This is a genomic window from Mycolicibacter senuensis (assembly GCF_002101885.1).
Classification (GTDB): Bacteria; Actinomycetota; Actinomycetes; order Mycobacteriales; family Mycobacteriaceae; genus Mycobacterium; species Mycobacterium senuense.
The window spans coordinates 42401-61744 of sequence record NZ_LQPS01000038.1; the positions used below are offsets into that span (position 1 = coordinate 42401).

The following is a 19344-nucleotide window of genomic DNA, read 5'->3' on the forward strand; positions in this document are numbered from 1 at the left end:
AGTGACAGTGGATCTCAATTGGTCGGCCGAGGAAGCGGCATTCCGCGACGAGGTTCGCGCGTTTCTCTCCGAACACCTGACCCCGGAGCTGCGTCGCGCCGGAACCCTGATGACAAGTGTGTACGCCGACCACGAGGCGAGCATGGCCTGGCAGGCGATCCTGCACGAACGCGGTTGGGCCGCACCGGCGTGGCCGGTCGAATACGGCGGCTGCGACTGGACGCCGTTGCAGCACTACATCTTCAGCCGCGAATGCGCGCTGGCGGGTGCACCGGCGCTTTCCCCGATGGGCATCAGGATGGTGGCGCACGCGATCATCGGCTTCGGCACCGCCGAGCAGAAGGACTGGTTCCTGCCGCGGATTCTCACCGGCGAGGTGTTCTTCTGCCAGGGCTACTCCGAGCCGGAGTCCGGCTCGGACCTGGCCTCGCTGTCCATGGCCGCAGTCGACGACGGTGATGATCTCGTCTGTACCGGCAGCAAGATCTGGACCACCCACGCCACCGAGGCCACCTGGATCTTCTGCCTGGTCCGCACGTCGCGCACCGGAAAGAAGCAGGAAGGCATCACCTTCCTGCTCATCGACATGACGACACCGGGTATCGAGATCCGCCCGCTGGTGATGACCTCCGGCGAGGAGGTGCAGAACCAGGTGTTCTTCGACGAAGTGCGGGTGCCGAAGGCCAACGTGCTGGGGCGGATCGACGACGGCTGGACCGTCGCGAAGTACCTGCTCAACTTCGAGCGGGGCGGGGCGATGGCCCCGATGCTGCAGGTGTGGGCCGACGCGGTGGCCGACCAGGCTGCCGGGCAGCCGGGTCCGGACGGCACCCCGCTTACCGACGATCCGGCGTTTCGGCTGCGACTGGCCGATGTCCGGATCCGCACCGACATCCTGGAGATCCTGGAGTTCCGCACCATCGCCGCGCTGGCCAAGGGCCACGACCCCGGACCCGCGGCCTCGATGCTGAAGATCCTGGGCACCGAACTGAGCCAGACGATCACCGAACTGGCGCTGGAGGCCGCCGGTCCGCGTGGCCGCATCTATCAGCCGCACGCCACCATGCCCGGCGGGCCGGTCCCCGACTTCGTCCCGCCGGAGAACGGCTACGTCGGTGGCCAGCCGTGGCAGGCGGTGGCTCCGCTGCGCTACTTCAACGACCGCGCCGGCTCGATCTACGCGGGCAGCAACGAGATTCAACGCAACATTCTGGCCAAGGCAGCATTGGGGTTATAGATGGACTTCTCGTTCACCGACGAACAGGAACTGCTGCGCACCACGGTCGGCAAGTTCCTCGCTGACCGCTACGATTTGGAGCGCAGCCGCGCTGCGGCCAAGACGGGCGCCGGCTGGCAGCCGAACATCTGGCGCGCCTTCGCCGACGATCTGGGCATCCTCGGCGCGACCCTGCCCGAGAGCACCGGCGGGCTGGGCGGCGGGCCCATCGAGCTGATGATCATCACCGAGGCGCTCGGGCATGCGCTGGTCATCGAGCCGTTCGTCGAGACCGTCGTGCTCGCCGGTGGCTTGTTGCAGCGCGCGGGCGGCCCGCAGGCCGAAGCATTGCTGACGCGGATCGCGGCCGGAGACGCGGTCGTCGCGGTGGCCGTAGAGGAACCCGCCTCGGCCGGGACCTGGCATGACGTGACCACCACGGCGCGCCGCGACGGCGATCACTGGGTGCTCGACGGCGCCAAGATCGCGGTGTCGTCGGGACCGCTGGCCAGCCATCTGCTGGTGACCGCCCGGACGTCGGGTGCACAGCGGGACACCATCGGTATCTCGCTGTTCCTGCTCGACCTGGACCAGACGAGTGTGGCCATGGAGCCGTTGCGCACCATCGACGACCGCCGAGCCGCCGACCTGACATTCGACGGTCTGCGGCTGTCCGCCGACGCGCTGCTGGGCGCCGAGGGCCGAGCATGGCCGGCGCTGGAGCAGACCGCCGACGAGGCCACCGCGGCGATCGTGTCCGAGGCGGTGGGCTGCCTGCGACGGGTGCTGGCCGACACCGTCGACTACACCAAGCAGCGTCAGCAGTTCGGCCAGCCCATCTCCTCGTTCCAGGTGTTGCAGCACCGCATGGTGGACATGTACTTAGAGGTCGAACAGGCCGTCGCCGCGCAGTACCTGGCGATCATGAAGCTCGGCGCGGAACCGGCGGAGCGGGCCCGGGCGGTGTCGGCGGCGAAGGCCACCGTGGCGCGCGCCGCCCGGTTCGTCGGGCAGAGCGCGGTGCAGACCCACGGTGCGATGGGCATGACCGAGGAGTTGGCGCTCGGCCACTACTTCAAGCGGCTGACCGCGATCGAATACCAATTCGGTTCCCGCGACCGGCACCTGGCCCGGTATGCGGGCCTGACCGCGGTCGGCTGACCGCGTCGTCGCTGCCGGTAGCGTCGAGACATGGGTCTGGTTTTCTCCAGCACGGTGGCGGCGCCGCAAGCGGAAGTGTTCGCCTGGCATGAGCGGCCGGGGGCGTTCACCCGGTTGAGCGCGCCGTGGCAGCGGATGCGGCTGATCGCCGAGGCCGGCTCGGTGCGCGACGGCACGGCCGTACTGGCCCTTCCGGGCGGGCTTCGCTGGATCGCCGAACACCAGGCGGCCGGCTATGACCCGCCTCGACGGTTCGTCGATGAGCTCGGTGGTCATGGCTTGGCGTCGCTGCCGACCCGGTTGGCGATGCGGTGGCGGCACACCCATGAGTTCGACGATCTCGGCGAGGGTGTAACGCGGATGACCGACGTAATCGACACCCCGATACCCGGGTCGATGCTCCGACCGATGTTCGTCTATCGGCATCGGCAACTGGCCGACGACATCGCCGCCCATCGCCGCGCCGGACAACACGGCCTGGGGCCGATCACGGTGGCCGTCACCGGGTCATCCGGTCTCGTCGGCTCGGCCCTGACCGCGTTCTTGAGCACCGGGGGCCATCGGGTGATCCGGTTGGTGCGACGTCCCGCGGGCAGTTCCGATGAGCGGCGATGGGATCCCGAGAACCCAGATCCCGAGCTGTTGGCCGGCGTCGATGCGGTGATTCATCTGGCCGGGGCTTCGATCGCGGGCCGCTTCACCGCCGGGCACCGGCGGGCGATCCGTGACAGCCGGATCGGACCGACCCGACGGCTCGCCGAGTTGGTCGCCGGGGGCACCGACGGACCGACCACACTGGTCTGCGCCTCTGCGGTCGGCTACTACGGTTACGACCGTGGCGACGAGGTGCTGACCGAGGACAGTCAACGCGGGGACGGGTTTCTCGCCGATGTCGTCGCCGACTGGGAGGACGCGCTCGCCCCGGCAGCGCAGTCCGGCAGGCGCGTGGTCCGGGTCCGCACCGGCATTGTGCAATCACCGCGCGGCGGGACGCTGCGACTGCTGCGGCCGCTGTTCTCCGCCGGGCTGGGCGGGCGGCTCGGCGACGGCCGGCAGTGGCTGTCGTGGATCGGGATCGACGACTTGATCGACATCTATCACCGCGCGCTGTGGGACACCGGCCTGTCCGGGGCCGTCAATGCCGTCGCCCCGAACCCGGTGCGCAACAGCGAGTACACCAAGACGCTCGGCCGAGTACTACACCGGCCCACGATGCTGCCGGTCCCGCGGCTGGGGCCACGCGTGTTGCTCGGCGACCAAGGCGCACGTGAGCTGGCGTTGGCGAGCCAGCGTGTGCTGCCCGAGCGGCTACGCAATGCCGATCACCGGTTCCGCATGCCCGAACACGAACCGGCGCTCCGGCATCTGCTTGGCCGGGCGGGCTAGGAAACCGCCCCGGTAGGCGCGATCTCCAAGCCGACGTGAACCTTGTCGATCCCACCGCGCACGATCGAGTGCGGAACGAACCACCACGCGTGCCACCAGTAGCGTTTGACGACCGCACCGTAGACGCGCCTGGTCTCACTCTTGGGCAGCACCCGGGCCACCGCCTCGACCGGCTCGCCCTTCGGCGCACCGAGCACGCCGCACTTCTGGATGGTCACGCGTGGCGTGTTGCGGATGCGCTTGGTCTTCCATGAGCCGTCATCGGTGATCACCAACAGTTTGCCCCCGTCCGGAGCGCCCCACACCGCCGTCGGCTTGGCCCTGCCGTCCTTGGTGAAGGTGGTCAACAGCAGGTACTTCTCGCGGTACACGTCAGCGAACGTCGGCATCGCGCCAGGATAGCGCCGCGCGTCCTATCCCGATGGCGTCAGCGGCAACCGCAGTGCGCCCGGAGCGCTGCCGGGCACCGTCGGGTGCTGTGGGAACACCGGCGCAATGCGGCGATACGGCGCCCCGAGCGGTGGACGGGGGTCCGGTTCACCATAGTTGGGCCACAACGCCATGGCCCGTTCGGCTTGCGCGGTGATGGTGAACGACGGGTTGACGCCCAAGTTGGCGGTGATGGCCGAACCGTCGACGACATGCAGACCGGGGTGGCCGAAGACCCGCTGATAGGGGTCGATGACACCGGTTTGCGCCGAGTCGCCGATCGGGCAGCCTCCGATGAAGTGCGCGGTCAGCGGGATGTTGAGGGCGTCGAGGTAGGTGCCGCCGGCGAACCCGCCGACGTGGGCGGCCATGCGTCGCGCCACGTCGTGCGCGACCGGAATCCAGTCCGGATTGGGTTCGCCCACACCTTGTTTCGCGGTCATCCGGGTGCCGAACAGGCCACGTTTGCGGTAGGTGGTCAGCGAGTTATCCAGTGACTGCATCACCAGGATGATGATCGAATGCGACGAGGCATTGCGTGGGAACATGCTGTGCAACATCATTGCCGGGTGGCGTGCGATGGTCAGCATCAGCCGCGCGAAACGCCACGGGCCGCCGTCGACCAGGTGGGTGCCCATCATCGACAGCAGGTTGGACCCCTTGCCGTAGCGGCACACCTCGACATGGGTGTTGGCCTCGGGGTGGATCGACGAGGTGATCGCCACGCCCTGGGCGAAGTCGTCACGGTCGGGTGCGAACACCACCGGCACCTCTTCGGAATTGGTGCGCGTCAGCTCCCCCAGCCGCGGGGACAGCTGCGGCAGTGATCCGGTGTCGCGCAGCTGGTGCAGCAGCCGCTGGGTGCCCAGTGACGCGGCGGCGAACACCACTTGGCGCGCGGTGAAATCCCGCTTGTGCTTGCGCAGCCACCGGCCGGTGCGCACCGTGCTGACGAGGTAACCGCCGTCACCGTCCGGACGCACATCGGTGACCATGGTCAGCGGATGGATCTGCGCACCGGCGCGTTCGGCCAGATACAGGTAGTTGGTCTCGGTGGTGTTCTTGGCGTTGTGCGGGCAGCCGGTGAAGCATTGCGCGCAGCCGATGCAACCGGCGCGGTCCGGTCCGGCGCCGCCGAAGTACGGGTCCGCGACGGTCTTTCCGGGCTCGTCACCGAAGAACACCCCGACGTTGGTCGGGTGGTAGGTGTCGTCGACCCCGAGCTCACGGGCCACCGCCAGCAACACCTCATCGGCGGGGGTGGTGTGCGGGGTGGGCGTCACCCCGAGCATCCGGCGGGCCTGCTCGTAGTACGGCGCGAGCTCGGATTTCCAGTCGGTGATGTGCGCCCACTGCGGGTCGATGTAGAACCGCTCCAACGGCTCATAGAGGGTGTTGCCGTAGATCAACGATCCCCCGCCGACCCCGACCGCGCTGGCGATGAACGTCTTGCCCAACACGGTCAGCCGCTGCGGGCCGAAGCAGCCCAGTTTCGGTGCCCACATGGCCTTGCGGACGTGCCAGTTGTTGGGCGGGAAGTCGGTGGGGGCCCACCGGCGGCCCATATCCAACACCGCGACGCGGTAGCCCTTCTCGGTGAGGCGCAACGCCGCCACGCTGCCGCCGAAACCCGAGCCGATCACCACCACGTCGTAGTCATGTGTCATGCGTGGTCCTCGGTGGCGTGGCCGCGTGCGGGGATGAGCAGAAGCAACGACAGCACCAGCAGCAGGCCCAGGCTGACGACGTTCAGTACCGCGTCGCGCGGGCCGTACATGTGCAGCATGCCGAGGTGGTAGATCAGGTGCAGCACATTGAAGACCGACCAGCTGACCGCCGTGATCACGACGACGGGGCGGTTGCGCAGGTAGTACAGCGCCAGGGCGCTGAGCACCGCGAGCCCGAAGAACAAGGAGCCGACGTCCTTCACGAAATGCTCGTTGTACGGGCCGAGCACCGGCAACCAGTGCATGCCCATGCCGGGAAACGTGTTGTACCAGTTCAGCGGCGCAAAGTATGCCCACCCGCCGAGGCTGATGCCGACGATGGTCAACAAGATGAGGCAAACGCGATGCACGATGAGGTTCATGTGCTCTCCGGGGTGAGGGCGGCCAGCCAGTCAGCATACGTTTGACGGCCCCTGGGGCCGGGTTGTGTCGGCAGCAGTGCGCCGCCGGCCATGGCCTTGCCGGCCGCGCCGGGCACCCGAAGCGGAAGGACGAGCCGGTGCTCACCGCGTCGCCGGATCAACTGCCGGGCCATGTCGACCACCGATTCCACGCGCGGGCCGGCCAGCTCCGGCGCCATCTGCTGGGGTTCCCCGGTGGCGAGGTCCACCAGGTGGGCGGCGACTTCGCTGACGGCGATGGGTTGCGAGCGCATTTTCGGAACCAGCGCGATCGGGCCGGGCAGCTGTGCGAGGACTTGAGCCGCGAATTCGTGGAATTGGGCGGCCCGCAGGATCGTCCACGGAACGGGTCCGGCCTGCACCACTTCTTCCTGGCGCAGCTTGCCCTGGTAGTAGCCGGTGGGCGCCCGGTCGATGCCGATGATCGACAACGCGACGTGGTGGCGAACTCCGTTGCGCTGGGCACCGGCAAGCAGATTCGCCGTGGCGCCGCCGAAGGAGGCCCGCGCCTTCTTTGCGTTCATGGTCGCGAAATCGGTGACGTCGATGACGGCGTCGACGCCGTCGAGCGCGGTATCGATGCCGGTGTTCTGGATCAGGTCGACCCCGTGGGCGCGGGCGAGAATCACCGGTTGGTGCCCCTGGTCGCGGAGTTGGTCGACAACGTGGCGTCCGGTCTTGCCGGTTCCGCCGGCAACCGCGATCTTCATGAATGTTCTCCTTCCCGGTCGGGCTACGAACACTGACGAGGTAGCCCGGCCGAATGTGACGCGGTGAGCCTGCCGGCGCGGCGATCAGCCCATTCTGGCCGACAATGGCGGCGCGCACGGGCAGGATCGTGTGCATACCAGGATGAATCTGTCTGGAGGCTTCATGGCCGATCGCTTCACCATCCCGTCCGCCGAGGTGTTACGGGCACGGGAGAAACTCGTCCTCGGCCACTTCCACGACGAGGTGCGCCAGGACTGGGACGACGTGCTGGCCACGTTTCCCCACCCGCACTACGAGATCATTCCCACGCTGACCGTGCACGACGGCGACACCGAGGTCCGCGCCTACTACCGCGACACCCGCATCGCCTTCCCCGACCAGGACCACGAGATCATCGCGCTGCGGCACAGCGCCGACGCGGTGATCGTCGAATTCTGGCTGCTCGGAACACACCTGGGTCCCCTGGGAGCGATACCGGCCACCGGGTCGCGGCACCGCACCCGGATGACGGCCTACTTCGTCTTCGACGAGAGGGAGACGCTGATCGCCGAACGGATCTACTTCGACACGCTGTCGATGCTCAAGCAACTCATCGGCGGGCTCAACCTGCGCGACCCGCGCAACTGGCCGTTGGTGATACGCGGGGTGCGCGGGCTGTTGGCGATGGCGGCCGAACCCGATCCGCTGCTGGTCAACACCCCGGCGGCGGATCTGACCGACTGATCGCGGTCCCAGCCGCCGGGTCACAGCGAGCGGCTGATGATCTCTTTCATGATTTCGCTGGTGCCGCCGTAGATCTTGTTCACTCGGGCTGCTGCGTAGGCGCGGGCGATCGGGTACTCCATCATGTAGCCGTATCCGCCGAAGAACTGCACACAGCGATCCACTACGTCGACGGCTTTGTCCGCTGCGATCAGCTTGGCCATCGACGCCGTTGCCGGGTCGTTGTTGCCGTTGATGTAGCTCTGGATGCAGTAGTCGACGGTCGTCTTGATCGAGAGCACCTCCGCCTTCAACTCGGCCAGCTCGAACCTGGTGTGCTGGAACTTGATCAGCGGCTTACCGAATGCTTCGCGCTCCTTGGTGTAGCGAATCGAGTCGAGCACCGCGGCCTCGGCCATGCCGGCGCACGTCGCGGCGATGATGAGGCGCTCGCGAGCCAACTGCTCCATGAGTTGATAGAAGCCGAGCCCCTCCTGGGCGCCGAGCAGGTTGGCCACCGGCACCCGCATCTCGGTGAAGAACAGTTCGCGGGTGTCCTGGCCGTGCTGCCCGACCTTCTCCAGCACCCGGCCGCGTTCGAATCCGGCCAACTCGTCGTCGGTTTCGGCCACGATCAAAGACACCCCGGCCGCGCCCTGGGACGGATCGGTCTTGACCACGATCACCAGCAGATCGCAGTGAGTTCCATTGGAGATGAACGTCTTCGAGCCGTTGACCACGTAGTGGTCGCCGTCGCGGACCGCGGTCGTCTTGACGGCCTGCAGATCGGACCCCGTGCCGGGCTCGGTCATCGCGATCGCGAGCACCTTGTCCCCGCTGATGATGCCGGGCATCCAGCGCTGCTTCTGCTCGTCGCCGGCGTAGGTGTTGACGTAATGCGCGACGATCGGCGAGTGCACGATCCAGCCCGACGCCGCATCTCCGGCCAGCGCGAGTTCCTCGGCGACCACGGCCGATAACCCGAAGTCACCGTCGATTCCGCCGTACTGCTCGGGCAGGTCGACACCGAGTAGTCCGGCGTCGCCCAGCTTGTTCCAGAATTCGCGGTCGACCTGGTGCTGGGCGGCCCAGCGCTCCTGGTTCGGGGTCGACTCCTTGCGGAAGAACTCCGCGGCGTGTTTACGCAGCTCGCGGTGCTGGTCGCTCTCCCAGGTCGCGCGGTAGTCGGGGAACAGTTCGGACATGATTCGGACGATACAGATGTATCGACATAGGTTCAATCGTAACGTCTACTAGGCTGAGCCAACGGCTGGATGGAGGCGAGATGGTCAATCCGCGCGTGACCGACCAGGACCTGACCGGTAGGGCGCGCATCCGCAACGCAGCGCTGGACTTGTACGCGCAATACGGCGAGGACCGGATCTCATTGCGGGCCGTCGCCGCCGAAGCCGGGGTCACCCTGGGCCTGGTGCAGCACCATTTCAAGACCAAGGAGGGCCTGCGCCACGCCGTGGACCAACTGGTGGTCGACTACTTCGCCCACGCGATCGCCGAGGCACCCACCGACGACACCGCCGCCCAGATCGGGGCGGCTCGTGATGACGCGGTCCGGGAGATGCTGGCGGCCAACCCGCCCGTGGTGAACTACGTGCGACGAGCCCTGCTGGATCCCTCCCATGACCGGATGCACCTGCTCGACGTGCTGGTGGAGCTGACCCAGCGCGAGATCACCTCGCTGCGCAAGTCCGGCCACGCGTCGACCACACGCCGGCCGTCCACCCAGATCGTCGCCGTACTGGTGCGCCAAATGGGCGAGCTATTCCTGGAGCCGATGGTCGATGCGGTCTGGGACCGCGTCGCGCAGCCCGGCGACGGCGACAAGCCACGGCTTCGGGTCACCGTCGCGGACTGATCGCTGACCGGCGCGACCGCCGCCGATCACCCGGCCGCGGCCCCGGCGCCACTTGTCCGCAATGATCAGGACTGGGCGCGCGAGCGCAACCGCACACCCGGCACCCCGCTACGATCCACTAAAGTTTTCAGCACCTATTCCGACAGGTCCCCGCCCCCGTAGCTCAGGGGATAGAGCACGGCTCTCCTAAAGCCGGTGTCGCAGGTTCGAATCCTGCCGGGGGCACCGCATTCGGTGGGGGCACTTCGGCACTGCGCACTTCGGCACTTCTGCGATGTCCCGATGTCGCACATCGGATCGTCCGAGTTCGTCACCCTCGGAATTGATGTTTGAGCAGCTGGTAGCCCCAGGCCAGCACCAACCACGGTGCAACCAACCATGGGCCGTTGAGAAGGATGAACTTCACTCCGAGGTCCATAATGCTGGAGGTGTTCACCGAGGGGAATCCGCCGAGCACCTCGGTTCCGTAGTAGTACCAAGTCAGCACGGTGTGGGTGACCCCCGTCGACATGATCAGCAGCGTGCCTCGGAAATCACGGAATTTCGATCGGAACAGCAAGACCAACCCCGCCGTGCCGATGCAGCCGTTGATCACCGACAGCACCTCGATCATCATGAAGCTGGGCTCGGCATCCAGGTAGCGCACGTCACCGCCGTCGATGTAGTTCCACCACGGGTATGCCCAGGCCGCGTCGCGCGCGGCGGGAATCGCCTTGTGCAGGATGAGCCAGCCCAGTTCCCACGTCAGATGCGTGGTGTAGGAAACAATCGCAAACGCCAACACGACCCCCTGCAGGCGCTGGAACCGCGTCCACTGCCGCAGTGACGGGATCGGCAGGAACGCCGCGAAGATTCCCAGGAAATACGCGGCCGTTACGTGAACGACCATCGCGTTGGCGATGGCGCCGCGGTCAAACCCGCTGTGGAACGCCAAGTAGCTGTAGAGCGGAAAGCTCACGGCGAGAGAACCGAAGGCCACGATCCACACGATCCGCAGACCACGCGACGGCGGAAGCTTCGCGGTGACGGTCGGGGGTGTCTCGGGTTCGGCCGCTGATGTCGCTGATGTCGCCGTCATCCACGTCCTCTTTCGCCGCCTCGGACAGGTACTGAGTAATGATGATTACTCTTATCAGAACAGTGATTACTGGACGACGGTATCATCGTGACGGCACGGGCGGACAAGAACTCAAAGGTGAGTGAGTGATCTCGGATGAACGCCGCGGAACGGATGCCTTCGGCAACCAGCCTCGATGACGCACGACGCGCGATGTATCGCCGCCAGATCCTGGCGGCCGCCGAGTTCGAATTCGGCCGGACCGGCTTTACCGGTGCGCGAGTAGGTGCGATCGCAAAGCGCGCCGGGGTATCGCTGACAACCGTCTACCGCCACTTCTCCGGCAAGGACGAGCTGTGGGATGCGCTCAACGCCGAGCGGATGACGGAATTTGTTGCGGCCGTCCAACAGCGCACCGACAAGAACGCCACTGCCCTCGACAACATCCTCAGCGCGGCGCGTGTCGAGGTCGAGTTCTTCGCCGGCCATCCGAACTTCCTGCACCTGCATCTTCGCGATGGCCTCAGCTGGGGCACCGCCACCACCCTGATCGATGCCGGCCGCGGCGAACAGCGTGAGGTCTGGCGTACCGGCATGGACATGATCACCCGCGCCGCCGAGGCCGCAATCGAAGCCGGCGAGATCACCCGACTGCGACCAGCAGTCGTGGCCTCCCTGGTGATCTCGGCCCTGCAGATCTGGTTGACCGACTGGGTCGCCGGCGACTGCCGCCAGCCGGTCGAGGCGCTGGCCGAAGAAGTCGTCGCGCACCTGCGTCGTTGCCTGACGGCGTGAGATCAGCCCCCGAACAGATCCGACAGGTCGAAGCTGGGGGTGCTCGCGATCAGGTCCGCCATGTTCGCCCACTGCTGGCTCGCCTGCTCACCGACTTCGGTCGGCCAGGCGTCGGTGGCGGTCAGGATCGCCGTCGCGAAGTCGTCACGGGCGTTGAGCAGCCCGGCCAGGATGCTGGTGTTCGGGTTGAACAGCGCGTCGTTGATGGCCGGGATCAGCAGCTGCGGCATCACGACCGACAGCGCGGTCTGGGCCAGCGCCAGCGTGATCGGCAGGTTGATGTCGCTGGCCAGCAGCGGCAGGTTGTTCCACACCGCCGTCAGGCTTTCCATCGGGTGGTCGGAGATGCTGTTCCACACCGCATCCCAGTTCGGGCTGAGCGCCTCGGTGAACCGCAGCGCGATCGGGGTGAAGGGCTCATCGCCGAACACGGCCTCGTAGTTCTCGTCGCCCATCAGGCCCTGCAACCCGTTCATCAGCAGGTTCTGCACCACCCAGTCGGGCTGGGCGTGCATCCGGGATACGTCCAGGCCGTAACCGTAGGACAGCACTCGCTGCGCCATGTCGGCGGCGAACTCCGCCGGGCTGACGGTGGGGGTGTCGTCCGGCAGCCAGTTGGCCAAGTCGTCCATCGACACCACGTGCGTCTCAACGCCCAGGCCCAGCGCGTTGTCGGGGTCGGTGACGTTCTCGAACCGGGCGAAGATCTCCCCGGTGTTGATGCCGCCGGTGTCCAGCCAGTTGGCCACACCGGGGTTCGTACCGCTGATGACGTAATAGGTGTAGCCGTCGTCGGCGTGGTAGGTGGTGGTGTGGTTGAGCGTGGTCTGGGCCATGACATAGGGCAGCGCCCCGCCGTAGACGTTCATCAACTCGATACCGCTGTAAGCCGCGTCCACGGTCGGCACCTTCAGGATCAGCGCCTCACCGGGATCCAGCGCGAAGTTGCCGCCGGTGACGACCGCGCTCTCCAGGCCGGCGCCGTAACTGTTCTGCGGACTCAAATCGAACATGGTGTTGGCCGGGACATTCATACCCACCGATGCCCCGCCCTCGATGGCACGTGTGTTGAACGGGCCGATGACCTGGGCGAAAGCACTGAAAAGCGTGGTGAGCATCGAGTCGATCGAGGTGATGCCGCCGGGTTGCTCCAGCGTCGCCCCGACCGGGTCGTCGCTGGGGAAGAACCCGCCCTCGGGGATGGCGAAGAACGGCGGGCAGTCGGCCACGCATTGCAGGGTGACGTGGCCGGGGCCCTTGCCCCAGTCCCCGAGCATGTCCCGGATCAGCAGCGACGCCGCGCCGCCGACGGTGGCGTCGGTGGAATCCATGAAGTTGACCGCGCCCGCCGGCTCCTCCGGACCGATGTACACGGTGAAGGTGCCGTCGGGGTTGACCACCAGACCGTGACCCATTTCCAGATTCTCGATGGCCTGCGCCGACCCGCCGGTGATGGCCTGGGTGCTGATCACGAAATGCTCGGTCCCCCCGCCCAGCGTCCCGTTCAGCACATAAGTCGCACCGGGCGCCAAACCGGCGGTCACCCGGTAGTAGATGTCGGGGGTGAAGAAATCGAAGTACTGGCGGGGGTCGGCGGCATTGCCCGCGATCGCCTCCGGCGATTGGAAAAAGACTCCGTTGAACAACTGGGTGACGCGGGACAGTCCGGCGCTGAGCAACTGGTAGTTGGTGTTCTGCAGCATCGTCATCAGTTCGTCTTCACTGCCCGGCGCCGCGTAGTCAAGATCCATATTGACGCCGACGAGCCGCTGCATCTCCGCAACCAGGGCATCGAGGGCCGGCTGAAACCCAGCCGTCGACGTCAATGCCACCGCCGGTACGGTCCGGGCGGTAACCGCCGGGGTGCCCACCACCATCGACAGCGCGGTGCCCACTGCTGCTGCGGCGACCCCGTACCGCCTGACTCGGCCGGCACGGTCGCGTTCGGCGCCCCCGGTCATGTGCACGGCCGCTCCTTTGTGTCGGTTTTGCATTTCGAGCTCTAATCATTTGCACATCGAATTAATGGCGAACTCTCATTCCGGACGATACGTCGGTATCCCAGGGCGTGCAATAGCTGCCGCGCGAATTCCGCTACTCGTGTCGCGAAACCCTTTGGCGACATCGGCCGATGGCGCCAGGTAGGTTGCGCTGCATGTCCAAGCGATGGCTTTCTGCGTTCGGCGCGGTGACGACCGCCCTGGCCTTGGCGGGGTGCGGGCTGACGGTGACCAAGGCCGGCCCGGATCCGCTGGCGCACCTGGCGCCGCGCAGCACCCCCAACGGCATGGTGTTGGTGTCGCCGGACAACTTCGTGCGGGCCGTCACCGACCAGGAGTTCACCAACGTCGTCAATGAGAACGGCTTCGGTCGGTTCTTCCACATGCGTGAGCTCACCCCGATCGACCGGCAGCTGGTGGTGCGATCCAACCGGGACACCCTGTATTCGGCGGCGGTGTTCGACCTGGAGGCGGCTCCGGTGACGATCACCCTGCCGGACCCCGGTCAGCGGTACATGTCGGCGCAGGTGATCAACCAGGACGAATACGTCACCGACATGTTCTACGGCAGCGGCGAGCACACCCTGGACCAAGAGCACGTCGGCACCCGCTACGTGATGATCGCCGTGCGCATCCTGGCCAACCCCAAGAACCCGGACGACCTACGGGCAGCACACCGACTGCAGGACCAGATCACCGTGACCCAGCAGGAGTCCGGAACCTTCGACGTGCCCCGGTGGGATCCGGTCAGCCAGAAGAAGGTCAACGACGCGCTGCTGGTGCTGGCCGAGACCATTCCCGACACCCGCGGCATGTTCGGCAGCCTGGCCGACACCGACCCGGTGCGGCACCTGATCGGCGCCGCCGCGGCCTGGGGCGGCAACCCGGAGACCGAGGCGCTGTATCTGAACGTCACCCCGGCCCGCAACGACGGCAACACGGTGTATCGGCTGACCGTCAAAGACGTCCCGGTGAACGCCTTCTGGTCGATCAGTGTCTACAACAAGAACGGCTATTTCACCGAGAATCCGCAGCAGGCCTACTCGGTCAACGACACCACCGCGACGAAGGCCGACGACGGATCGGTGACCGTACAGTTCGGCGACTGCTCGGCCGATGTCGTCAACTGCCTGCCGGTCACGCCGGGATGGAACTATCTGGTCCGGCTCTATCAGCCGGAACCGGAGATCCTCTCCGGGAAGTGGGTGTTCCCCGAGGCCCAACCGGTAGAGACGGCCGGCGCCGGCACCCGGCCCGCCCCGACGCCCGCTGCCCCGACCACCCCCACGCCGCCGGCGCGTCCGCCACGCTGAGGCGATGGCGGCACACCCGGCCCGGCCGGCGTTAGTCTGCAGATCGTGGTGATCATCGGGCAGTCGCCGGGCTAGGTGACGGCGACGCAGCACGCCTACTTCGCGTACGGGTCCAACCTGTGCGCACAGCAGATGGCGCGCCGCTGCCCGGAAGCATCCGATCCCCGGCCGGCGACGCTGGCCGATCACGACTGGCTGATCAATGAGCGCGGTGTCGCCACCGTTGAGCCGTTCCCGGGATCGCGGGTCCACGGAGTGCTGTGGCGGGTGTCCGATCGCGACCTGGCCGCGCTGGACAGCGCCGAAGGTGTCCCGGTGCGCTACCGCCGCGATCAGCTGACCATCCAGACCCGCGACGGTTCCTCGCCGGCCTGGGTCTACATCGACCATCGGGTGCAGACCGGTGCGCCCCGCGACGGCTATCTGGAGCGCATCATCGGCGCAGCCGTCCAACACGAGCTTCCGCCGGCCTGGATCGAGTTTCTGCGCCGCTGGGACCCGATCCACTGGCCGCTGCGCACTGCCCCCGCCGAGCACGCCGGGCCGCAGTCGCTTTCGGCGTTGCTGGCCGAACCCGACGTCGTCGAGCACAGTCGGCTGCGATCGCGGTTCGGCTTCCTGGCCATTCACGGCGGGGGCTTGGAGCAGATGACCGACGTGATCGCCGAACGCGCCGCCGAGGCCGCCGGCGCATCGGTGTATCTGGTGCGCCACCCCGACGGATATCCGCGGCATCTGCCGTCGACGCGCTATCTCGCCGCGGAGTCGCCGCGGCTCGCCGAATTTCTCGGCCATGTCGACGTCGTGGTGTCACTGCACGGCTACGGCCGGATCGGACGGAGCACCCAACTGCTGGCCGGGGGCCGTAACCGCAGCCTGGCCACGCACCTCGCCCGCTGCCTGGTGCTGCCCGGCTATCAGGTGATCACCGACCTCGAGGCGATCCCGGTGGGGTTGCGCGGCCTGCACCCGGCGAACCCCGTCAACCAGGTCCGCGGCGGCGGGACGCAACTGGAACTGTCGCCGCGGGTTCGGGGCATCAGTCCCCGCAGCCAACCCCCGGGCCAGGACGGCCTGTCGCCGGTCACGGCGGCACTGGTGCGAGGCTTGGCGCTGGCGGCCCGGTCCTGGGAGATCTAGGAGGTAGTCGATGGACAGATCGTTTCGTTTCGGTGTGGGCCTGCACGCGATCGGGTCCGCGGCCACGCTGGCCGAGACCGCTCGGCGGCTGGAGGGATTCGGCTTCGATGTCCTCCACGTGCCCGATCACCTCGGCGCCCCGGCTCCCTTCCCCACTTTGGTCGCGGCCGCCGCAGCCACTAAAACGATCCGGCTGGGCACCTATGTGCTCAACGCCTGCTTCTACAAGCCGGCCCTGCTGACCCGCGACATCGCCGACACCGACCTGCTGTCCGGCGGGCGGCTGGAGGTGGGCTTGGGCGCCGGCTATGTCCGGGCGGAGTTCGAAGCCGCCGAACTGCCGTTCCCGACGGCCGCACGCCGCATCGCCTACCTGGAACACCTCACGACGTATGTGGCGACGCACCAGCCGGGCGTGCCCATCCTCATCGCCGGCAGCGGCGACCGGCTGCTCACCGTGGCGGCCCGGCACGCCGGCATCATCGGCCTGACCGGAGCGCTGGTGGACGGCGTGGATGATCCGCTGGCAGAACGCATCGCGTTCGTCCGCGCCGCGGCCGGTGATCGGTTCGACGCGCTGGAACTGAATCTCGCCATCACATCGGTCCCGACGGATGGATCCGGGATGCCCGACTTGTCGCTGACCCGCCGGTTCGCCCCGACACTGTCGGATCGGGAGCTGCTGGACATGCCCGCCGTGCTGTACGGATCGCCGCACGAGATGGCGGACACCCTGCGGGAATACCGCCGACGCTACGGATTGAGCTACTTCACCGTGCAGCAGAACCACGCCGAAGCCTTCGCGAAGGTCATCGCCGCGCTGCGGTGAGCAGCGCCCACACCGAGCAACCCAGGGCGCCGGCCACGCTGACCGCGCCGATGTACAGTCCGTAGCCCGCGGTGATCGGCGCGACGACATTGAGCCGGTAGAACGCCACGCCCAGACCAACAATGCCCAATGAGACCACCAGTGCGACAACCGATGCCAGCCTGCTGAACAGCCCACGGCCGATCATCGCACCGGCCACCACCAGCACGGCCGCCAGCAGCACGATCAACTGGCCGACCCCGAAGCGGGGCGGCAAAGCAATACTGCCGGCGGTGCCGCCGATCGCGCTGGCACGCCCACCCCCGTGCGCCGACGTGGTCAGCCAGGGCAACCACGCGCTGACCGACAGGATCGCAGCGAACAGTGCGACGAGCCAGCCCGGGTGTACGCGAGTCATGTTGTGACACTAGCTCGCATCGACAAGCTCACCCCGGCGCGGCATCACCCAGGTCCTGGTCAGGCCGACCCGGGCCAGGAAGTCGTCGTCGTGACTGACCACGATGAATGCTCCGCGGTAACCGGCCAGGGCATCGACCAACTGATCCACGCTGGCCAGGTCGAGGTTGTTGGTGGGTTCGTCGAGTAACAGCAGCTGCGGCGCCGGCTCGGCCAGCAGCAGCTGGGCCAGCGCCACCCGGAATCGCTCACCGCCGGACAAGGTGCCGATCGGCCGGGCCACACAATCGGCATCCAGCAGGAACCGGGCCAGTTGGGCGCGCACGGCCCGCGGCTCGCGGCTGGATATCGCCGACACGGCGTCGAACGCGGACGCCGCGTCGTCCAGATGGTCCAACCGCTGCGGGAGGTAGCCGACCCGGTCGGTCTGCAGGCTTGCGCCCGCCCCGGCCAGCAGCGCCTCCAGCAGCGAGGTCTTGCCGACCCCGTTGGGGCCGTCCAGTCCGATCCGCTCCGGCCCCTGCACGATGAGCGGCCCGCTGCTGCCGGGCAGTTCGGCCAGCCGGCGGGTGGACGGCACGTCCGGATCCGGCAGCGCGACGCGGATGTGGTCGACGTGACGGACGCGGGCGGCGGCGTCGTCCAACTCCGCTTGTGCGCCGCGCACCCGCCGGTCCAGTCCGGTGCGCAGCCGGCCGGCCGAAACCTGTGCGTTGGACGCATTCTGGTTCATCACGATCTTCGCGGCGCGCTTGTTCTGATGGGACGCCCGGGCCGTCCGGTTGCGCCGGGCGAGCTTGGTCTCGGCGTCGACACGCTGCCGCTTTTCCACCTTGAGCACCTGCTCGGCGGCGCGCAGGGCGGTCCGGGCGGCGGCCTGCTCGGCGTCCAGGTGCGCCCGCCAAGCGCTGTAGGACCCGCCGAAGGTGGTCAGCCGGCCGTCGTGCAACTCGGCGATCCCGTCCAGCTGCTCCAGCAGCGCACGGTCATGGCTGGCCATGATGAGCGTGCCCGGCCACGATGCCACCAGCTGTGCGAACTGCTCACGGGCGAGCCGGTCGAGATTGTTGGTCGGCTCGTCGAGCAGGGTGATCGGGGCGGCCTTCAGGCGCAGGCCGGTCAGAGCCACCAACATCGCCTCACCACCGGACAGTTCGCCGGCTCGCCGATCGAGGTCACCGAAACCCAACCCGAGGGGGCGCAGCGCTGCGTCGGCGCGGGTTTCGATGTCCCAGTCGTCGCCGAGGATCTCGAAATGGGTCTCGTCGGCATCACCGCCTTCGATCGCGCGAAGAGCCTCGAGTTGCGCGGCGACGCCGAGCAATTCCGCGATCGACGCGCCGACGTGCAGGGTGAGTGACTGCGGCAGGTAGGCCACCTCGCCGGTCGTCGCGACCCACCCGGTCGTGCAGGCGAGCTCCCCGGCGATCAGGCGGAGCAGGGTGGATTTTCCGGCGCCGTTGGCACCGACCAGACCGGTGCGGCCGGCGCCGAACGAACCGGTGATGCCGGCCAGTGCGGTACTGCCGTCCGGCCAGCTGAAGCCGGCGTCGGTGAGTGTGACTACGGAATCGAAATCAGAGAAGGACATGGGGTCTCCGGGAAAGTCAGCGGGTGCGCTGACAACCGGGACGCGACTACGGCGATTCGTCGGTGATCAGCGCGCGGACAACGGCGCGAGACCGGCGATGCCTGTCATTCTCCAGACCTCCTGTGCGGGAACGCCCGCCACTTTAGCTGCGGGCCGGTGTGGCGTGCAACCGGTCAAGCCGGTGCGAATACCGTGACGAACTTGCGCAGCGACTCGTTGATGTCGCTCTTCAGCGCGGCGGCCACCAGCATGCCGATCGGCCCGAACAACGCCGGCCCGCCCAGATGGACGTCGAAGCTGACCTTGGATCCGTCGCCGGCCGGGGTGACCTTGGCGAGCAGCTTGATCTTGACGCCGCCCTTGCCGTCGCCGTTGAGGGTCATCCCCGTCGGCGGCTTGTAGTTCACGATCGTCCACTTGATCCGGTTGGGCATGCCTTTGACCTCGACGATCGACTCGAGCGTCGTGCCCTTCTCCAGGGTCTCGGGCAGCACGCTGCGCCAGACCCGGTGAATCGTCAGCCACTCCTTGTAGCGCGACAGATCCGAGGCGTGCCCCCACGCCTCTTCGGGGGGGAGCGGGACGTCGATGGATCCGGAGAGCTTGGCCATGTGATT

At 67.4% G+C, this 19344-nt stretch carries 19 protein-coding genes and 1 tRNA gene; 10 read left to right on the forward strand and 10 right to left on the reverse strand.

Annotated elements, in window-relative coordinates:
• Positions 1-7: 7 nt before the first annotated feature.
• The 3 genes from AWC24_RS12065 to AWC24_RS12075 are packed head-to-tail and all read left to right on the forward strand — an operon-like array spanning position 8 to position 3763.
• Positions 8-1237, forward strand: coding sequence for an acyl-CoA dehydrogenase family protein (locus AWC24_RS12065; RefSeq protein ID WP_085085266.1), 1230 nt, complete (start codon positions 8-10; stop codon positions 1235-1237).
• The gene (locus AWC24_RS12070) at positions 1238-2377 is read left to right on the forward strand and encodes an acyl-CoA dehydrogenase family protein (protein ID WP_013827793.1); all 1140 of its coding nucleotides are present in this window, start codon (positions 1238-1240) and stop codon (positions 2375-2377) included.
• Positions 2378-2407: 30 nt separating this feature from the next.
• Complete coding sequence (locus AWC24_RS12075; RefSeq protein ID WP_013827792.1) at positions 2408-3763, forward strand: TIGR01777 family oxidoreductase; 1356 nt, start codon at positions 2408-2410, stop codon at positions 3761-3763.
• Here the strand turns inward: AWC24_RS12075 and AWC24_RS12080 are convergent.
• The 4 genes from AWC24_RS12080 to AWC24_RS12095 are packed head-to-tail and all read right to left on the reverse strand — an operon-like array spanning position 3760 to position 7030.
• A complete protein-coding gene (locus AWC24_RS12080; protein WP_085085202.1) occupies positions 3760-4152 on the reverse strand; it encodes a PPOX class F420-dependent oxidoreductase in 393 nt (130 codons plus the stop codon). The two genes, AWC24_RS12075 and AWC24_RS12080, sit on opposite strands and share 4 nt — an antisense overlap.
• 24 nt (positions 4153-4176) lie before the next feature.
• The gene (locus tag AWC24_RS12085) at positions 4177-5859 is read right to left on the reverse strand and encodes a GMC oxidoreductase (protein WP_085085204.1); all 1683 of its coding nucleotides are present in this window, start codon (positions 5857-5859) and stop codon (positions 4177-4179) included.
• The gene (locus AWC24_RS12090; protein ID WP_013827789.1) at positions 5856-6281 is read right to left on the reverse strand and encodes a hypothetical protein; all 426 of its coding nucleotides are present in this window, start codon (positions 6279-6281) and stop codon (positions 5856-5858) included. The genes AWC24_RS12085 and AWC24_RS12090 overlap by 4 nt, the downstream gene beginning before the upstream one ends.
• On the reverse strand, positions 6278-7030 hold the full coding sequence (locus tag AWC24_RS12095; protein WP_083037282.1) for an SDR family oxidoreductase: 753 nt from the start codon (positions 7028-7030) through the stop codon (positions 6278-6280). Before AWC24_RS12095 ends, AWC24_RS12090 begins: the two co-directional genes overlap by 4 nt.
• Before the next feature lie 163 nt (positions 7031-7193).
• On the opposite strand from AWC24_RS12095, the gene AWC24_RS12100 reads away from it, so the two are divergent.
• Positions 7194-7754, forward strand: coding sequence for an ester cyclase (locus tag AWC24_RS12100; protein WP_085085207.1), 561 nt, complete (start codon positions 7194-7196; stop codon positions 7752-7754).
• A 20-nt stretch (positions 7755-7774) separates the two neighbouring features.
• On the opposite strand, the gene AWC24_RS12105 is transcribed toward AWC24_RS12100, so the two are convergent.
• Positions 7775-8938, reverse strand: a complete 1164-nt coding sequence (locus AWC24_RS12105; protein ID WP_085085209.1) for an acyl-CoA dehydrogenase family protein — start codon at positions 8936-8938, stop codon at positions 7775-7777.
• An 80-nt stretch (positions 8939-9018) separates the two neighbouring features.
• Between AWC24_RS12105 and AWC24_RS12110 the strand changes: the two genes are divergently transcribed.
• Together AWC24_RS12110 and AWC24_RS12115 are read left to right on the forward strand one after the other, a co-directional pair.
• Positions 9019-9606 (forward strand): TetR/AcrR family transcriptional regulator, encoded by a 588-nt coding sequence (locus AWC24_RS12110; protein ID WP_085085211.1) that lies wholly within the window; start codon positions 9019-9021, stop codon positions 9604-9606.
• Positions 9607-9758: 152 nt separating this feature from the next.
• Positions 9759-9831, forward strand: a tRNA-Arg gene (locus AWC24_RS12115).
• Between the two features lie 85 nt (positions 9832-9916).
• Here AWC24_RS12115 and AWC24_RS12120 read toward each other — a convergent pair.
• A complete protein-coding gene (locus AWC24_RS12120) occupies positions 9917-10585 on the reverse strand; it encodes a hypothetical protein (RefSeq protein ID WP_234807343.1) in 669 nt (222 codons plus the stop codon).
• Between the two features lie 234 nt (positions 10586-10819).
• Between AWC24_RS12120 and AWC24_RS12125 the strand changes: the two genes are divergently transcribed.
• A complete protein-coding gene (locus AWC24_RS12125; protein WP_234807344.1) occupies positions 10820-11458 on the forward strand; it encodes a TetR/AcrR family transcriptional regulator in 639 nt (212 codons plus the stop codon).
• 2 nt (positions 11459-11460) lie between these two features.
• Here the strand turns inward: AWC24_RS12125 and AWC24_RS12130 are convergent, their stop codons facing one another.
• Positions 11461-13419, reverse strand: coding sequence for a hypothetical protein (locus AWC24_RS12130; protein WP_234807349.1), 1959 nt, complete (start codon positions 13417-13419; stop codon positions 11461-11463).
• A gap of 335 nt (positions 13420-13754) precedes the next feature.
• Between AWC24_RS12130 and AWC24_RS12135 the strand changes: the two genes are divergently transcribed.
• The 3 genes from AWC24_RS12135 to AWC24_RS12145 all read left to right on the forward strand — a co-directional run bounded on the left by AWC24_RS12135 (position 13755) and on the right by AWC24_RS12145 (position 16740).
• Positions 13755-14771, forward strand: a complete 1017-nt coding sequence (locus AWC24_RS12135; RefSeq protein ID WP_234807350.1) for a DUF1254 domain-containing protein — start codon at positions 13755-13757, stop codon at positions 14769-14771.
• A 75-nt stretch (positions 14772-14846) separates the two neighbouring features.
• Positions 14847-15911 carry a poly-gamma-glutamate hydrolase family protein gene (locus tag AWC24_RS12140; protein WP_085085221.1) on the forward strand — a complete coding sequence of 355 codons (1065 nt, stop codon included), beginning with the start codon at positions 14847-14849 and terminating at the stop codon, positions 15909-15911.
• A gap of 10 nt (positions 15912-15921) precedes the next feature.
• Positions 15922-16740 carry an LLM class F420-dependent oxidoreductase gene (locus tag AWC24_RS12145; RefSeq protein WP_085085223.1) on the forward strand — a complete coding sequence of 273 codons (819 nt, stop codon included), beginning with the start codon at positions 15922-15924 and terminating at the stop codon, positions 16738-16740.
• Here AWC24_RS12145 and AWC24_RS12150 read toward each other — a convergent pair.
• From AWC24_RS12150 to AWC24_RS12160, 3 genes are all read right to left on the reverse strand, one after another.
• Positions 16721-17137, reverse strand: a complete 417-nt coding sequence (locus AWC24_RS12150) for a hypothetical protein (protein WP_085085225.1) — start codon at positions 17135-17137, stop codon at positions 16721-16723. The genes AWC24_RS12145 and AWC24_RS12150 overlap by 20 nt on opposite strands.
• 9 nt (positions 17138-17146) lie before the next feature.
• Complete coding sequence (locus AWC24_RS12155; protein WP_085085227.1) at positions 17147-18727, reverse strand: ABC-F family ATP-binding cassette domain-containing protein; 1581 nt, start codon at positions 18725-18727, stop codon at positions 17147-17149.
• Positions 18728-18900: 173 nt separating this feature from the next.
• Positions 18901-19338 carry a type II toxin-antitoxin system Rv0910 family toxin gene (locus tag AWC24_RS12160; protein WP_085085229.1) on the reverse strand — a complete coding sequence of 146 codons (438 nt, stop codon included), beginning with the start codon at positions 19336-19338 and terminating at the stop codon, positions 18901-18903.
• Positions 19339-19344 lie beyond the last annotated feature (6 nt).

Bases quoted from the DNA above. Each gene is read 5' to 3' on its own strand.
- AWC24_RS12155 (WP_085085227.1), bottom strand. From the start codon at position 18,727: ATGTCCTTCTCTGATTTCGATTCCGTAGTCACACTCACCGACGCCGGC.
- AWC24_RS12070 (WP_013827793.1), top strand. From the start codon at position 1,238: ATGGACTTCTCGTTCACCGACGAACAGGAACTGCTGCGCACCACGGTC.
- AWC24_RS12075 (WP_013827792.1), top strand. From the start codon at position 2,408: ATGGGTCTGGTTTTCTCCAGCACGGTGGCGGCGCCGCAAGCGGAAGTG.
- AWC24_RS12110 (WP_085085211.1), top strand. From the start codon at position 9,019: ATGGTCAATCCGCGCGTGACCGACCAGGACCTGACCGGTAGGGCGCGC.
- AWC24_RS12150 (WP_085085225.1), bottom strand. From the start codon at position 17,137: ATGACTCGCGTACACCCGGGCTGGCTCGTCGCACTGTTCGCTGCGATC.
- AWC24_RS12125 (WP_234807344.1), top strand. From the start codon at position 10,820: ATGAACGCCGCGGAACGGATGCCTTCGGCAACCAGCCTCGATGACGCA.
- AWC24_RS12080 (WP_085085202.1), bottom strand. From the start codon at position 4,152: ATGCCGACGTTCGCTGACGTGTACCGCGAGAAGTACCTGCTGTTGACC.
- AWC24_RS12100 (WP_085085207.1), top strand. From the start codon at position 7,194: ATGGCCGATCGCTTCACCATCCCGTCCGCCGAGGTGTTACGGGCACGG.
- AWC24_RS12095 (WP_083037282.1), bottom strand. From the start codon at position 7,030: ATGAAGATCGCGGTTGCCGGCGGAACCGGCAAGACCGGACGCCACGTT.
- AWC24_RS12085 (WP_085085204.1), bottom strand. From the start codon at position 5,859: ATGACACATGACTACGACGTGGTGGTGATCGGCTCGGGTTTCGGCGGC.
- AWC24_RS12145 (WP_085085223.1), top strand. From the start codon at position 15,922: ATGGACAGATCGTTTCGTTTCGGTGTGGGCCTGCACGCGATCGGGTCC.
- AWC24_RS12130 (WP_234807349.1), bottom strand. From the start codon at position 13,419: ATGACCGGGGGCGCCGAACGCGACCGTGCCGGCCGAGTCAGGCGGTAC.
- AWC24_RS12105 (WP_085085209.1), bottom strand. From the start codon at position 8,938: ATGTCCGAACTGTTCCCCGACTACCGCGCGACCTGGGAGAGCGACCAG.
- AWC24_RS12090 (WP_013827789.1), bottom strand. From the start codon at position 6,281: ATGAACCTCATCGTGCATCGCGTTTGCCTCATCTTGTTGACCATCGTC.
- AWC24_RS12160 (WP_085085229.1), bottom strand. From the start codon at position 19,338: ATGGCCAAGCTCTCCGGATCCATCGACGTCCCGCTCCCCCCCGAAGAG.